General features: G+C 38.7%; 17 protein-coding genes. 13 read left to right on the forward strand and 4 right to left on the reverse strand.

Annotation, left to right across the window (positions count from 1 at the left end; all coding sequences use genetic code 11):
• Positions 1-147 precede the first annotated feature (147 nt).
• The 7 genes from msbA to H4J65_RS02065 all read left to right on the forward strand — a co-directional run bounded on the left by msbA (position 148) and on the right by H4J65_RS02065 (position 7052).
• A complete protein-coding gene (gene msbA / locus H4J65_RS02035) occupies positions 148-1911 on the forward strand; it encodes a lipid A export permease/ATP-binding protein MsbA (RefSeq protein WP_182135675.1) in 1764 nt (587 codons plus the stop codon).
• A 38-nt stretch (positions 1912-1949) separates the two neighbouring features.
• The gene (gene lpxK / locus H4J65_RS02040; protein ID WP_220461160.1) at positions 1950-3029 is read left to right on the forward strand and encodes a tetraacyldisaccharide 4'-kinase; all 1080 of its coding nucleotides are present in this window, start codon (positions 1950-1952) and stop codon (positions 3027-3029) included.
• An 89-nt stretch (positions 3030-3118) separates the two neighbouring features.
• Positions 3119-3301 (forward strand): Trm112 family protein, encoded by a 183-nt coding sequence (locus H4J65_RS02045; protein ID WP_182135677.1) that lies wholly within the window; start codon positions 3119-3121, stop codon positions 3299-3301.
• Between the two features lie 63 nt (positions 3302-3364).
• On the forward strand, positions 3365-4129 hold the full coding sequence (gene kdsB, locus H4J65_RS02050) for a 3-deoxy-manno-octulosonate cytidylyltransferase (RefSeq protein WP_182194808.1): 765 nt from the start codon (positions 3365-3367) through the stop codon (positions 4127-4129).
• A gap of 188 nt (positions 4130-4317) precedes the next feature.
• The gene (locus H4J65_RS02055) at positions 4318-5094 is read left to right on the forward strand and encodes an AzlC family ABC transporter permease (RefSeq protein WP_182194812.1); all 777 of its coding nucleotides are present in this window, start codon (positions 4318-4320) and stop codon (positions 5092-5094) included.
• Positions 5091-5408 (forward strand): AzlD domain-containing protein, encoded by a 318-nt coding sequence (locus H4J65_RS02060; RefSeq protein WP_182135680.1) that lies wholly within the window; start codon positions 5091-5093, stop codon positions 5406-5408. Before H4J65_RS02055 ends, H4J65_RS02060 begins: the two co-directional genes overlap by 4 nt.
• Before the next feature lie 207 nt (positions 5409-5615).
• Positions 5616-7052 (forward strand): aminopeptidase 1, encoded by a 1437-nt coding sequence (locus H4J65_RS02065; RefSeq protein ID WP_182194817.1) that lies wholly within the window; start codon positions 5616-5618, stop codon positions 7050-7052.
• A gap of 116 nt (positions 7053-7168) precedes the next feature.
• Here H4J65_RS02065 and H4J65_RS02070 read toward each other — a convergent pair whose 3' ends face one another.
• Complete coding sequence (locus H4J65_RS02070) at positions 7169-8272, reverse strand: 1-acyl-sn-glycerol-3-phosphate acyltransferase (protein ID WP_182194820.1); 1104 nt, start codon at positions 8270-8272, stop codon at positions 7169-7171.
• A 746-nt stretch (positions 8273-9018) separates the two neighbouring features.
• Here H4J65_RS02070 and hpf point away from each other — a divergent pair.
• From hpf to arfB, 3 genes are all read left to right on the forward strand, one after another.
• Positions 9019-9375, forward strand: a complete 357-nt coding sequence (gene hpf / locus H4J65_RS02075; RefSeq protein WP_182182937.1) for a ribosome hibernation-promoting factor, HPF/YfiA family — start codon at positions 9019-9021, stop codon at positions 9373-9375.
• A 158-nt stretch (positions 9376-9533) separates the two neighbouring features.
• Positions 9534-9671 carry a hypothetical protein gene (locus H4J65_RS02080; RefSeq protein ID WP_182194823.1) on the forward strand — a complete coding sequence of 46 codons (138 nt, stop codon included), beginning with the start codon at positions 9534-9536 and terminating at the stop codon, positions 9669-9671.
• Entirely contained in the window at positions 9665-10081 is a 417-nt protein-coding gene (gene arfB, locus H4J65_RS02085) for an alternative ribosome rescue aminoacyl-tRNA hydrolase ArfB (RefSeq protein ID WP_182135684.1), read from the forward strand. The genes H4J65_RS02080 and arfB overlap by 7 nt, the downstream gene beginning before the upstream one ends.
• 411 nt (positions 10082-10492) lie before the next feature.
• Here the strand turns inward: arfB and H4J65_RS02090 are convergent, their stop codons facing one another.
• The 3 genes from H4J65_RS02090 to H4J65_RS02100 form a co-directional block, all read right to left on the reverse strand.
• Positions 10493-11233: a peptidylprolyl isomerase gene (locus tag H4J65_RS02090; RefSeq protein WP_182194827.1), complete on the reverse strand. Its 741-nt coding sequence runs from the start codon at positions 11231-11233 to the stop codon at positions 10493-10495.
• A 261-nt stretch (positions 11234-11494) separates the two neighbouring features.
• Positions 11495-12160, reverse strand: coding sequence for a signal peptidase I (gene lepB, locus H4J65_RS02095; protein WP_182135686.1), 666 nt, complete (start codon positions 12158-12160; stop codon positions 11495-11497).
• A gap of 192 nt (positions 12161-12352) precedes the next feature.
• The gene (locus H4J65_RS02100) at positions 12353-12967 is read right to left on the reverse strand and encodes a hypothetical protein (protein ID WP_182194831.1); all 615 of its coding nucleotides are present in this window, start codon (positions 12965-12967) and stop codon (positions 12353-12355) included.
• A 203-nt stretch (positions 12968-13170) separates the two neighbouring features.
• Here H4J65_RS02100 and H4J65_RS02105 point away from each other — a divergent pair, with 203 nt between their 5' ends.
• The 3 genes from H4J65_RS02105 to zapE all read left to right on the forward strand — a co-directional run bounded on the left by H4J65_RS02105 (position 13171) and on the right by zapE (position 15441).
• Positions 13171-13689: an RNA methyltransferase gene (locus H4J65_RS02105; RefSeq protein ID WP_182194835.1), complete on the forward strand. Its 519-nt coding sequence runs from the start codon at positions 13171-13173 to the stop codon at positions 13687-13689.
• Positions 13690-13980: 291 nt separating this feature from the next.
• A complete protein-coding gene (locus H4J65_RS02110) occupies positions 13981-14190 on the forward strand; it encodes a cold-shock protein (protein ID WP_077287100.1) in 210 nt (69 codons plus the stop codon).
• Between the two features lie 96 nt (positions 14191-14286).
• Positions 14287-15441 carry a cell division protein ZapE gene (gene zapE / locus H4J65_RS02115; protein WP_182135689.1) on the forward strand — a complete coding sequence of 385 codons (1155 nt, stop codon included), beginning with the start codon at positions 14287-14289 and terminating at the stop codon, positions 15439-15441.
• Positions 15442-15557: the final 116 nt, after the last annotated feature.

Here is a 15557-nt window from a genome sequence, read left to right on the forward strand (position 1 = left end):
CTGGATTTATATCGCCTATAAAAGTTTATCAGTTGGTTGATGGGCAAAATAACGCTAAAATACCGACGATTTACTAATAAGACAAAATAAAACAGAATAAAATAATCCCGCAGGGATAAGATTTTTTGATAACGCATGAGAGCATGAATGTCGACAACACTATCAGCACCGACTACAGAAAATACCACAAAACAAAATTTTAAGCGTTTATTGGCTTATGCTAAAGCCTATAAGGCCGCAGCCGTTGTTTCTATTTTAGGCATGTTAGGTTATGCCGCGATTGACAGCTTTGTATTTTCCCAACTGCAACCACTTATCGACAAAGGCCTTGATGGGCAAGATCCCGCATTTATGAAATGGGCGCCATTTGTTATTGTGCTGATGTTTATTCTGCGCGGAATTTGCCACTTTGCGGGTAACTACACCTTAGCTTGGTTAGGTAATAATGTGGTGGCCAATATTCGTCAGGAGTTGTTTGAACATGTGATGTCTATGCCCGTGGCTTATCACGATAAAGAATCTACCGGCAGTTTGATCTCAAAATTAACGTTTGATACCGAACAAGTGCTCAGTGCTGTTTCTAAAGCGTTATTGACTTTAGTGCAGCAAGGCGCCTTTGTGCTGGGCTTACTGATTGTTATGTTTTATAACAGTTGGCAGTTAGCGTCGATATTTTTACTGATCACCCCGGTTATTGCGGGCATAGTTACCGTTATTTCAGGTCGTTTTCGTCAAATAAGTAAAGGTATTCAAAATGCCATGGGCGAGGTAACAACGGCGGCAGAGCAAACCTTTAATGGTCATAAAGTGGTCTTAACCTTTGATGGTCAACAACGAGAGTTTGACCGTTTTGCCAAAATTAATAAACATAATCGCCAACAACGGATGAAAATGGTGGCGACACAAGCGGCCAGTGTCCCTATTATTCAAATTATTGCTTCGTTTGCCTTAGCGTTTGTTTTATATGTTGCCAACCTTGATTCGATGCGAGCAGATATTTCAGCCGGGGTTTTTATGACGGTATTAATGTGTATGGTAACCCTGCTTAGACCTTTAAAACTGCTAACAACGGTCAATAGTGAATTTCAAAAAGGCATGGCGGCCTGTGTCAGTATTTTCGCGGTACTTGATCAAGAAAAAGAACACGACACTGGCACTATCGCAATAGCACGTGCAAAAGGCACTTTAGCGTTTGAACACGTTAATTTTCTTTATAATAAAGACAAAGAAAAACAGGCACTAACCGACTTAAGTTTTACCGCTAATGTGGGTGAAACTGTGGCTTTAGTGGGTCGCTCTGGTAGTGGTAAATCAACCGCGAGCGCCTTATTATTAAGATTTTATACGGCGACAACTGGCAAGGTGTTAATCGATGGTAAAGACATTAAAGATTACAAACTGAAAGATTTACGCAAGCAATTTGCCTACGTTTCTCAACAAGTGGTGTTGTTCAACGATTCAATCGCTAATAATATTGCTTATGGTAAACCCCATGCGACACGTGAAGAAGTTGAAGACGCGGCACGTAAAGCCCATGTGATGGAGTTTGTCGAAGACTTACCTGAAGGACTAGATACTAATATTGGCGACAATGGTGCGATGTTATCGGGTGGTCAACGCCAACGTGTAGCGATTGCGCGAGCATTATTATGTGATGCCCCTTTCTTAATTTTAGATGAAGCTACCAGTGCTTTAGACACTGAATCTGAACGTCATATTCAAGACGCGTTAAGCGCATTACAAAAAAACCGCACTTGTATCGTTATCGCTCATCGTTTATCAACCATAGAAAGTGCGGATAAAATTATTGTTATGGAACAAGGGCAAATAAAAGAGCAAGGCGATCATCAAGCTTTATTAGCGAAAGACGGCGCTTATGCTCAGTTACATAAATTTCAATTTGGTGCCTAGTTCACTATGTATTTAATCGATTATTTTGGCTATAGATTATGCGCCTGATTGAAAAGGTTTGGTTTCAGGGGCATCCAGCAAAATGGCTAATGGTGCCACTTTTGCTGCCATTGAGCTTTATTTTTGCGCTAGTGAGTTTTTTTCGCCGTTTAGCTTATCAAATGGGGTTATTTAAACAGATTAAAATGTCAGTGCCCGTGGTTGTTGTGGGTAATATCGGTATTGGTGGTAATGGCAAAACACCGGTTAGCTTATATTTAGTTGAAAAACTTACCGAGCAAGGTATAAAAGTGGGCGTGGTAAGTCGCGGCTATGGCTCAAAAGCGCCTTATTATCCGTATCAAGTTAGCGATGAAAGCAGCGCTGAGCAAGCAGGAGATGAGCCGTTATTAATCTTTCAGCGCAGTGGCGTTCCTGTGGTTATTGGCGCCAATAGAATTCAAGCTTGCCAGTGCTTAATTGAGCAAGGTTGTGAATTGATTATTGCCGATGACGGACTACAACATTATCGTTTGGCGCGAGATTACGAGTTTGTGGTCGTTGATGGTAAACGTTTATTTGGTAACGGTTTATTATTACCAGCAGGGCCATTGCGCGAGACAAAACGCAGAATAAAACGTGCCGATTGTGTTATTGTTAATGGCATGAGTTCATGGCAAAAACCAGCGAGTAATCTAGCGTTACCGGTATTAACTATGCAGCTACAGGCAAGGTATGTCATCAATATTAAAACCGGTAAGCGTGTTGAAATCGATACTTTTTTAGCGCAAAACCTTGCTAGCGATAAACCTATTAATGCGCTAGCAGGTATTGGCGACCCTAAACGCTTTTTCAACACCCTTGAGCAAGTAGGCTTTACGTTAGCCATGACTAAAGGCTTTATTGATCATCAAGCCTTTTCAGCGCAAGATTTACAGCAGTTCTCTAGTGATATGCCGTTATTAATGACCGAAAAAGATGCCGTTAAATGTGCTGACTTTGCCCAAGAACATTACTGGTATTTACCGGTTGATGCCGTATTTGCAACAAATAATGATAGTGCCGCTATGGCGAGCGAAATCGCTAACATTGCTGCACTTGCTAGCAAGCCGCATGAGTTATCAACTAAAAGCTGCTAGAGCTAACAGAACTGAAAGAGTTAATAAGAACTGACAGGATTTTAACGCTTGATGCACATAGATCAAGTTTACATTTAAGAGAGAAAATAATGGCCTTTGATATTAAATTAATGGAAATCCTTGCATGCCCAGTATGCAAAGGAAAATTAGACTACAACAAAGAGCAGCAAGAGTTGATTTGTAAATTCGACCGTTTGGCTTATGCGATAGAAAAAGACATTCCTGTGTTACTTGAAAGTGAAGCGCGTCGCATTACTGAAGATAATGCATAAGGTTAGCGCCGAGAGTAGTATGAGTTATAGCATGATTGGAATAATCAGATTAATGAGGTTTTTATGTCGTTTGTGGTAGTGATCCCTGCACGGTTTGAGTCGTCACGTTTACCCGGTAAAGTGCTCGCTGATATTGCCGGTAAACCTATGGTTCAATGGGTTGTTGAAAGAGCCTTAGCTAGTGGCGCTGAGCAAGTTATTGTGGCGACTGACAGTGACGAAGTTGCTCGTGTGGTAAAAAGTTTTGGTGGTGAAGTATGTAAAACTCGTGCTGATCATCAATCAGGCACTGAACGTCTTGCTGAAGTAATGCAAAGGTATCAGTTTGCTGATGAGCAAGTTATTGTGAATGTTCAAGGGGATGAACCTTTTATTCCGGTTGAAAACATTGCACAAGTTGCAGATAACTTATCTAGCCAGAGCCAAGCGCGCATGGCGACATTAGCGATGAAAATTGACGATGTTGCTGAAGCATTAAACCCTAATGCGGTGAAAGTGCTATGTGATAAAAATGGTTATGCCTTGTATTTTAGTCGCGCGACTATTCCTTACGATCGAGAGCGTTTTCTTAACAATGACAACATTGAGGCCATTGGCGACTTTTATCTACGCCACATTGGTATTTACGCTTACCGAGCCGGTTTTATTAAAGACTACGTGCAGTGGCCAACTAGCCAGTTAGAGCAAGTTGAGTCATTAGAGCAACTGCGAGTACTTTGGCAAGGTGAGAAAATTCATGTCGCTGTTGCGAAAGTACGCTTAGCGGTTGAAGGGGTTGATACGCCTGAAGATTTAGAAAAAGCCCGAGTTTACGCAAAGTCTTTATAAAATAACTTGAGCCAATAACCTGTTTTCTCCAACAAAAAAGAGGCTTGATCGCCTCTTTTTTGTTACTTTTCTTTTTTACTTTGCTTAGTTATGTTAATTGAGAGTTGAGCCGATTTAACCACTCAAACCTTTGAATGTAATTATGGCTTTGGTATCACATAACGCTAGATTATTTAGGTAAATATTTGATGGCACTCACCAAGAAAAAAGCTCGCTGGTTAATGGCAAGAAAAGGCTTTTTAGACATGTTACCGCTTAATTTAGCTGTTTTGCCATGGGGTATACTCTGTGGTTCTTTGGCTGTTCAACGTGACTTTACTGCGCTTGAAGCTATTTTAATGCCGCTTATCGTATTTGCTGGCTCTGCTCAGCTTGTTGCGATTGAATTAATTGCCAACAATGCATCACTGGCGACGATATTATTTACCACCTTTATTATTAGCTCGCGGCATTTTCTATATGGCTTAGCATTACGAGATAAGTTAAAAGTTTTACCAACCAAGTGGCGTTATTCTTTAGGTTTTTTGTTAACTGATGAGCTATTTGCTTTGTCGAGTCATCACAAGTCCTTTGTTGGGCAGTTAAGATTAGTTTATGCGGTTGTCGCTGGCGGCAGTTTTTATGTTTTTTGGTTGGTATGGAATGTGGCAGGCGTTATCGCCGGCAGTTATTTACCCGACTTAACCCATTTAGGCTTAGATTTTGCGATTGCCGTCACCTTTATTGCCTTAGTGATTCCCACCATTATTAACTTACCTATTTTAGTCACTGTGCTTGTTGCTGCGCTATTATCGGTAGTGTTTAAGCTAATGCAGTTCGAATTAGATTTGGTCGCAGCCGCTTTGATTGCAATGTACTCAGGTTATTTGACTGACCGTTTTTTGCATAAAAAAAATGATGCCAATAATGATGTCAATAATGCAGACAATCATAAAATATCCCCGTCAGTTAAGGACAGCACATGACATTACTTACCATTCTTCTGATGGCGGTCATCACCTTTAGCACGCGCTATTTATTTATCCACCCGCGCTTGCCTGTGCGCTTAGGGGCAAAAATGGCTAAGCTATTAAGTTTTAGCGCACCAGCGGTGTTAACGGCTATTTGGGTACCTATTATTTTTATTCAACAAGGCCAGTTGAGTATTTCGCTGCATAATCCTTATTTAATTGCCGCGACGTTGGCGATAGTTGCGGCGGCAAAAAGTAAAAGTATTTATTTAACCATGTTTGTGGGGCTTATTACTTTTGTTTTGAGTCGGTATATTTTATCTCTGTAATATTTTACCGCTGTAATCGCTTAACCTTGTAATTTATTGAGTGTCTTGAACCTAGTTATATTCTGTAGGTAAGTTTTGTTTTTAGGGTGTTTTTAGGCTGTTTATAGCTGAAAAAGTGCTGTTTATCGAATAAAGCTTGTCAGCTGATATTGGTAGCTTTTATGATGGAGTATGCCTTTTATCTGAGATTAAATTATAAATATTGCTATGAATTTAACAAAATCAATAACCACCCTCGCCATTGTCAGTGCACTGACGTTTTCACAAAGTACTTTTGTCCACGCGGCAGACGCCAAAGCTAAGCCGGAATCACCGTCTAGCTGGTTAAGCTTAACCGCGAAAGAACTCAAAGCAGTAGAGCGCTATGCGACTGAATATAAAGATTATATTTATAAAGTACCCACGGAATTAACCTTTGTTACTGAAACGATTAAACGCGTTGAAAAACAAGGTTTCACCAAGCTAACCGAGCAAAGTGAATTAAAGCCAGGCGCGCGCTTTTATGATGTCAATCGTGACCGTACTATTGCCTTGATGGTGATTGGGAAAAAACCGTTAGAGCAAGGTACGCGTATTGTTGGCGCACATATTGACTCTCCGCGACTTGAGCTTAAAGGACGGCCATTATTTGAAAAAGAAAATTTTGCCATGTTTCAAACTTACATTCACGGCGGTATTAAAACCTATCAATGGGTAAATATTCCGCTGGCTTTAGTTGGCAGAGTTGATAAGAAAGATGGTACTAGGGTTAATATTTCCGTTGGCTTTGATGACAATGATCCTATTTTTCTGGTGACAGATCTTGCTCCTCATGTTGACTCACCCAACCGTAAACGCACCAGTCGAGACGTTATCGGTAAAGAAGAACTCGATATTATTATTGCGGCTAAGCCTGAATTAGATAAAAAAATTAAAGATCAGGTCAGCAGTTATTTAAAGTCAACTTATGATATTTCAGTTGAAGACTTAGTTTCTGCTGAACTTGCTTTAGTGCCAGCCACTAAACCGCGCGATGTCGGTTTTGACCGTAGTATGATCGCCGCGTATGGCCAAGATGATAAAGCTTCATCAATTGCGGCGGTTAAAGCATTAACTGAGCAGAAAACACCTGAATATACCGCTATCGCTTATCTAGTGGATAACGAAGAAGTGGGTAACATTAATAACACGGGGGCGAGTTCCACCTACTTAGTTGATTTAATCAGTAGCTTACTCTACAACCAAAAGGGTGATAGCTATAATGACTATCAATTGCGTCAAGTATTACGTAATACCAAAGTTATTTCTGCGGACGTAAACCCAGGAGTGAACCCAACATGGTCAAATGTCTGGGAACTAGGTAATGCACCTCGCTTGGGTAACGGCGTTAATTTGAAGCTCTATGGTGGTGGTTTTAATGCTAATTCTGAATACATGGCGTGGACGCGAAATTATTTAGATAATGCCGATATTAAATGGCAAACCTCGACTTATAAAGGTAAGGCGTCAGGTGGTACTATTGGTAGTGACTTATCTAAGGATAATATGGAAGTAATTGATTTTGGTATTCCAATTTTATCAATACATTCGCCTTATGCGGTTGGCTCAAAAGTTGATTTGTATTCATTGTACAAAGCAATGTCAGCGTTTTACCAAGAAAAATAGCCTCGAGCTAGTGCTTATTTTAAAAGATTAAAGCTTATTTTTTATAACCTTGAGCTAAAAAGAGCGAGCCGTATTGAATAGATACGGCTTTTTTATATTGATAACTATAACTACAACTATAATGGTAACTGTTGTTTTGCAGAGACGGGGTTGGCATACATAGTTAATAACCAGTGTTGCTGTTCAGCGGTGAGGTTTTCCATGCGCTTATTCAGTTTTTCAAGCACTGTACTGTCAGTATCTTGTTGATTAAGTTTTGCGTATGCAACTAAGTTACTGTCGTATAATTTATAGTTGCTGATAATTTCTTTATCAATTGCGGCGGCGATGGCCTTACTATTGGCAAAGTCTCCCTGTATTGGCTGACAAAACTGGAGATGGACTTGACCTTTTTGCCCGACTAATCCTTGTGTGATACTTTTTAAGTCTTCATCTTCGTGTTTTTGATAGCTACCGGTCGCTGCTTTTTCAGCAAGCTCTATTGCCTTGTCGATATCACAAGGGTCAAACTCATAGGAAATTGATACCGGTACTATGTTAAGTTCTGCTAAGTAATCAGCCATAGGCATTTGCTTATCTTTATTGAGTAATAGCATAGATATTAAGGCTGAATTGGTTTTGTCTACACCATCTTTGGCACGACCTTCGCGTTGTGCGATCCAAATATTTTGCTTTCGGTTCGCTACCGTATCATGAATGTAGGCAGACAATTGCTTTGACGCATTGAGCATAGCGCGTTTGTTTTCTTCGTTCCGTTTAACAATAAAACTCTTGTTAATACGCATTAAATCAGCGACCCAAGGCTGATGTAGTAAATTATCACCCACAGCAGCTTCCACGGTATTGATACCGCTTTTATATAGCGCTAAGTTGACTAAGGCAACGTCTAAAACAATATCACGATGATTACTGATAAATAGCGCTGGCTTGGTGGTATCAAAGTTTTCTAGGCCGCTATAGTTAAAACCGGCAGTACTGTTTTTGATCAAATGATGTAAATATTTAGCCACTTCAATTTGGATTTGTTCGATATTATGAAATTTTTTCACCCGAAACTTCAATGACCATTTTACAATTTTGCAGGCAAGTTGCGGCAGGGCTTGATATAAGCGTGGCATTTTTAAACTAGCAATAGAAGCTTGTAAGCCTGGTTGGTTAATTAATTTTTTGATTACTGCAACTACCTCATCATCACGATAAGGACGTATATCATCAAACATTCAAAAATCTCTTATATGGTCGAAAATAAATAATAAATGAGTGGGGATTATAACCGAATCATCTTGAAAAATGCGCTTTTTGTTTAATAGTTTAGTTGCTGAGTTTTGTTGATTTAATGTCGGTAAATTATATTAAATTGTATGGAGGACAAAGCAACCATTATTTAAACCACATTATGCACTGACACCCTTAAAGTATGACGAACATAAACTCAGCTTTAGTATGGCTAATACCATTTCTTAGGTTAGCTAAAACAGCAATAAAATTTTCAGGCTATATATAGTATTAGCAGGTCAGCTAGATTAAATTAGGGCTCGTTCGTGATAGTGATATCGAGAGTAATGCAGAGATTTTTTGTGTTATTTAATCAAGAGTCATTTAATAACAGCATTGTTGACAAGGTTATGGCGTTGAATCAATACAGACAGTGTAATTAGCTAGGCTAATAATAAATTTACATTTGAACACCGATACCTTATAGCTAATACAGAAAATAAAACCACCAAGTCTCTATCGAGATGTTGTTTTTTATGAAATAAAAACAAAGGGTTATTTTTATTTATACCAAAGGTTATGTTGATTTTCCTTAACGCGATATAAGGGTTATAAAATATCATAGGAAGCGTTCTTTAATTCAAAAAATTATCTTTAGTAAAAATAATTGTAAAATTTACAGCAATTGACTTGCGTTTTTAACTTTTAGGCCCAAGTATTATTAGTGAGTAGATAATAAAAAGGAACAACTATGAAAATAAATCTTTCAGGTCATCATGTTGACATTTCAGATTCAATCAAAGAACATATTAATGAAAAGTTTTCAAAAATATCGACACACTTCCCAACCTTAATTTCACTCGATGTTATTTTATCGCACGAACATAACAAACATAATGTAGAACTTCGCACAACCTATGAAGGAGGTCGTATTTCAGCATCAGCAAATGACGGCGTTATGTACCCAGCTATTGCAACAGCAGCTAAAAAATTGGATGCCGCTTTAAAACACCGAAAAGGTTTATTAAAAGCTAATTTGCATAGTAAACCCGAAGCAACAGCACCTGAAATTGCTCATGAAAAAGTTCAAGAGATGAATCTCAGTTAATAAGGTGTCAATTTAATCATCTTATCGTTAAGGAGGCTGTAGCCTCCTTTTTTAATGCTTGCGCTAGCTTGTTCAGCGCGAATAAGCAGACATTTAGTTTGGCATCTCATAGAAATACACTTAAAATAGCAACTTTATAACCGGCTATTAGAGGCTATATGCTAGAAGTTTTTAACTATATTGTCGCGGCAGACTGTGACGTTGAGGGCAATGTTATTCGCGCTCAAGACAGCGATAGCGAAAGGGTTAACAAACGATGCACCTCATCGCTAATTTTCCAAGGTAAATCATGCTAGAAATATCAAGTGCAGTAATCATTGCCGACTGGGAGATTGAGCTTACCGGTATAAGGGCGACTGGGAACGGAGGCCAAAGAGTCAATAAGGTCGAAACAGCGATACACTTGCGTTTCGATATTAAGCGTTCAACATTACCTGCCATATACAAAGCCAGACTGCTGAAACTATCAGATAGTCGCATATCAAGTGATGGCATTATCATTATTAAAGCGCAATCATTTAGAACACAACCAATGAATAAAGACGATGCGTTAAAACGTCTGAAAGAGCTGATTTTATCTGCCATGGTGGTGAAAAAAACTAGACGGCCGACCAAACCCACAAAAGGCTCAAAGCTCAGACGATTAGATGCAAAGAAAAAAACGGGTTCTAATAAAGTGTTGCGTGGAAAAGTAGACCATCAGTAACTTCCTGCTTTTCTTCCTGTAGTTCTCCATGTGAATTATTTTTTTTCAGGGAGGAGACAATGAGAACGGAATGAGGGGGATTTAGGGGCGTTTAAAGACAAGCTTTTAGTTGTCAGCTATCAGTAAATTAAAATAAGTTTGAGCGCGGTTTTGCCGTGCTTCTCCTCCTGTAGTTCTCCTGCTTTTCTCCCTGTGATTTTTTGTTTTTTACAGGGAGAAAACAATGAGAAAGAAAGATAACTAATACGTTTTGCCATCTTAAAGCTAATTCAAAATCACCACGAGTGCTGTCATGAGTTGAAATACGCGATAAAATTTAGCTAAATAAAGCTATTGAGAATTAAAGGATTAACTAGGTATGTAGTATATAGCCGTTAATTTTTAATGCCATTGCCCTATTATTGCTTGTGATTATTTAACGCGTCTTTTTAAGGCGATTAAGCCGGTAAAAAGTACACTAAACCACGCAATAGAGCCTCCGTCGCTACTTGAATTTGTTGGTGCAGGTGCTGTTGCGGCTAAGCTATCAGCGCTATTAACGCTTGCATCAAATATGATCACGCTTTCAATGGTCACGAAATTTTCGACACCCGGAACAAAGTTGTTTGCACAGTTATCAGCACTATAGTCTGGCATTGGGGTTGAGTTACATCTAGGTATACCAGCAATAATATCAATGTTTTCCATACCTGCAATGACTTCACCGAAAACAGTAAAACCACCATTTTGAGTATCTAATGAACTATTATTAGATAAATTTACAAACCATTGACTAGTCGCACTATCTTCGTTGCCTTTCACTTTGGCCATGGCAATAGTGCCACGTACATTTGAATAAAGTGGCTCATTCTTAATCGCACCATCTGTAGCAATCGGACTCAATGGCAGGGTGCCAGTAAACGCAAAACCGCCAGCTTGCATAACAAATCCAGGCTCAACACGATGCACAACAGTGTTGTTGTAGTCACCATCATTGACATACTTTAGGAAGTTAGCCACTGTTTCTGGCGTTGTTTCATCGTGCAGGTTAACTTTAAAACTACTTTTAGAGCTACCTTGTGAAGTGGTAAATTCCACTATGGTTGCAGAGGTTGAAGCACTAGCAATGATCAGCGATGCGATTGCTATTTTTGATAGGTTTGAAAAAGACATAGATTAACTACTTACTGCTTAACATGTTACAAAGTGTAGCGATAATAATAGGCTTTAAAGAAAACAACAAGATAAAGCCGCGTTTCGCTTATGTTGACAGACACTGCTTAGTGAATTTAAGTTGTTATATAGTCAGGATGAAAATAGGCTGAGTAGTATTTTTCTTATTCCTCAGCATTTATTATTAGTCTCGTCATTGCCGGTACTAAGTTAGCGGTACTAATCTAGCGGTATTAAGCTAACGGAATTAAGCTGATGGTACTAAATGACCTTAAAAAAGCGTTCATTGCGCGGCATTAAATAATTTTTGTAATTTAATGAAAAAACCACCATAGTTGAACGGCCAATAATTTCATTACGTGGCACTAAACCTATCACACGAGAGTCTGCGCTGTTATCACGGTTGTCGCCCATAACAAGGTAATAGTCTTTAGGAATAGTTATCGTTTGAAAACTTTCTAACGGATAATTTTTAGAATGCCCAGGCTTAAGCTGAGTGCGTATTAGATGACTATTACCCGCGATATATTCTTCACTTAGGGTAAAATCACGGTTGTTGGCTATCAGTGTGTATTGAGCTGATTTTTGATTAATAACCAATTGATTGTTATGCAGCGCTACCGTGTCGCCTGGAATGCCTATAATACGTTTCACAAGACGTTTATCAGCGACATCAGACTCAAAAATGACAATGTCATTGCGTAATGGCTCGGCTAACGTTATTAGTGAATATTGGCTAAAGGGTAGTCTTAAGTCATAGGCCATTTTGTTAATTAAAATGCGATCACCTTCGACAATGGTCGGTTTCATTGAACCTGTTGGCACATCATTCCAGTCAGCAACCGCACTGCGAAAAACTAGCATTAAACTGACAAACAATAATAAAGATTTATTTTCTTTCCAGAGGTGAGAAATACTTTTTTTCATGATCTTTCCTTAGAATTAATAGCTGGTTATTATGTGGCTATTTAGCTTATTCCTAGGCCTCAAAATCAGGCATAAAAATAACGATTTATCTTTCGACTAAATCGTTATTTTAAAGTTCCTGAGTAACGCTAGGTATAAGCTTTATAAAATGTAATTCTTTATGTCTATTTACTTTAGCTTGGGTTTTATCAGCTAATCGTCACTATAACCCCAAGGTGCATCAGGTGGAGTTATCGGTGTGCTTAGGTCAAAATCAACACGAAACTCACGACCCTGACGAATTAACCGGTAGCTGAACTTTTCAGGGTAGATAAACATTTGCCAAGTATTACCGACTGACTGTGGGATACCTGTTTTGACAAATAACTGCTTTGAATATTCATCAGCGGGGAACGATTGCACTTGTGACCAACCAGCGTCTACTGTTTGGCCACCATACATAGTGCTTTCGTCATAACTACCATCTTGGTGACGGTGATCATGTTTTAATGATAAACCCGAACCTGTTTTAGTGATAATCCAAGTCCGTGAGGCATCTTCACCCACGTGGAAAGGAATTTCTAGCTTTTCGTCTGAGCAACTTCTGACATGCATAATAAGATCTTTGTTGGCAAAGCCATCACCGCTAGCATTATCTATTGTTACCTGACCTTGAAAAGCTTTGCCACAATGAGCTTTAATACTGTTAAAAAAGTTATCATGTGTTTCGATAGAAACCAAGGGGGCTTCAAGCGCTGCGGCTGAATGGGCAAAGTAAAAAAGACTGCTAGAAAGTATTAGTTTTACAATATTTATTTTTGCTTTCATTAAATACACCTAAATTGACTGAGTTTTAAATATTAACATGTGATGCTATCAGATAAATGGCTAATAGGTAGCTGTAAAAGTGCTGTAATACAAAAACTAAGGCATTAATATGGTAAAGAAAGGGTAAAAGATTTGCTTGTAGTCTTATCGCTTGCAGCGCAAAATTGTCTTAATAAGCGTGTTAAATTTTGAGTGCTGTATAAATGAAGTTAAAAACTGAAAATGTTGTTATTGGACTAACAGACCCTAAAAGTCCGTCAAATGTTGGTGCTGTGATGCGTGCCGCAGGTTGTTATCAAGCTAATGAAGTGCGTTATACCGGTGTACGATATGCAAAGGCTGCAAAGTTTCATACAGATACAAAAGATGCATCACGCAAAATCCCTTTGAATGCGGTTGAATCTTTAATTGATAATTTAACGCCAGGACAACGTATCGTTTGTGTTGATTTAGTTGAAGGCGCGATAGCATTACCTGAATTTGAGCATCCAGAAAATGCGCTTTACATTTTTGGCCCAGAAGATGGCACGATAGCGCAAGAGGTTATTAATAGCGCCCATGCAGTAGTATATGTACCAACAATTGGGTGCATGAACCTAGCCGCCAGTGTTAATGTTTTGCTTTACGACCGATTAGCAAAATCAAAAGACATGCTGGCGGGTGATGAGTTAATTAAAAGCAGCCGAGACACCAATAACACAGTAAAAGTGCCAGTTAATTGATGCTGCAGACAGAAAAAAGTTTAGTTTCTATATCACCACATGTTGTTTAATCATCGAATAAAAGTGTTTTTTATGAGTTTTTATAAATTAAATGATTTTTTATCTAAAAGAGGTTGACTCTTGTCGGGAAACAGTTAGAATACGCCCAGCTAGAAAGTAAGACCTATATTTATGTACAAAGTTTCGAAGTTATATTAGTAAGTAGCTCGTCCTGTTTAATAATTAATAGCAACACTTCCTGCAACACCGCCTTATTTTAAGGCATCAATTACGAATAAATAGGATAATACAATGTCTAATACAACTACTGGTACAGTAAAATGGTTTAACGAGTCTAAAGGCTTTGGTTTCATCGAGCAAGAGTCTGGTCCAGACGTTTTCGCACATTTCTCTGCAATCTCTGGCGACGGTTTTAAAACTCTTGCTGAAGGCCAAAAAGTACAGTTTACTGTTACTCAAGGTCAGAAAGGTCCTCAAGCTGAGAACATCGTAGCACTTTAATTAATAATCTTTAGCTGGCTACGCTAGCTGAAATATTAATAGTGTTGAAAAAGGGGAGACATATGTCTGCCCTTTTTTGTGCCTGTAAGTAAATTTATGTCAGTAATAAAGCAATATCAACAACTTGTTGAGCATGAAGCACTTAACCTCGATGTTGAACAATACAAAGCCGCCCTTGCTTTGGATAAACTTTCGCAAAAATTAATATCTGCCCAAGCTCAAACACCACTACTTGCCGTCATAAAAAACTTATTTACCAAGAATGAACCCATTCAGGGGATCTATTTTCATGGCCGAGTTGGTCGTGGAAAAACTATGTTGATGGACTTATTTTATCAACAACTTAATCTAACACGCAAAAGGCGTATTCACTTTCATCATTTTATGGAAAGTGTGCATCAGCTGTTGAATGATTTTAGTGGTAAAGACAATCCGCTAGCATTGATTGCAAAAACTTGGTCTGAAGAAGTCGATGTGCTTTGTTTTGACGAGTTCTTTGTTAATGATATTGCTGATGCCATGCTATTGGCAGGCTTACTAGAAGCTATGCTATCGCAGGGTATTATCCTAGTGGCAACGTCAAATTGCCCACCCGATCAGTTATACAAAAATGGCCTACAACGCGCTAGATTTCTACCGACTATTGATATTATTCACCAGTATTGCCAGGTTATCTCTATTGATGGACCAAAAGATCATCGAATGTTAGACACTAATATAGCCACACTTAACTATCGAGACTTTTATATTGGCACTGAAACTGAGAGTAACTTCTTAACTCACCACTTTGCAGCGCTCGCTAAAAGCAATATTCGCTATAATGACAGTATTATTATTCATAGCAGGGCAGTTAATTTTTTAGCTTGTACTGCAGATATCATTTGGTTTGATTTTATGGCACTTTGCTCAACCCCAAGAAGCCAAAGAGATTATATTAAGTTAGCCGATAACTATGACACCGTGCTGATCAGTAATGTGCCACAATTTAATGGCGCATTAATTCCTGCCGTTTTCTCCGGTGTTGAAGACGGTTACCAACGAAGTGGTGTGCTGATGGGGCAACTCAGAGGTCTCGATGATGAAGCGCGACGTTTTATCGCACTAGTCGATGAATTCTACGACAGAGGTGTGCGCTTAATTATTGCCGCTGAGGTCGATATTGCTGAGCTTTATCAGGGCACTCAACTTAACTTTGAATTTGCCCGCTGTAGATCAAGACTGTTTGAAATGCAGCGTCTAAGTTACGCCTAGAGTGTTTTTTCTGGTGAGTTTAAAGCTTGTTAAATTAACCAAAAAATTATTTTTTTCACTAAATTATAGTTTATTATCTTTTTATTAAAATAAAGAGTCTCTTCTTATTATTTGAT

Source organism: Colwellia sp. MB02u-9, from assembly GCF_014077085.1.
Lineage (GTDB): Bacteria > Pseudomonadota > Gammaproteobacteria > Enterobacterales > Alteromonadaceae > Cognaticolwellia.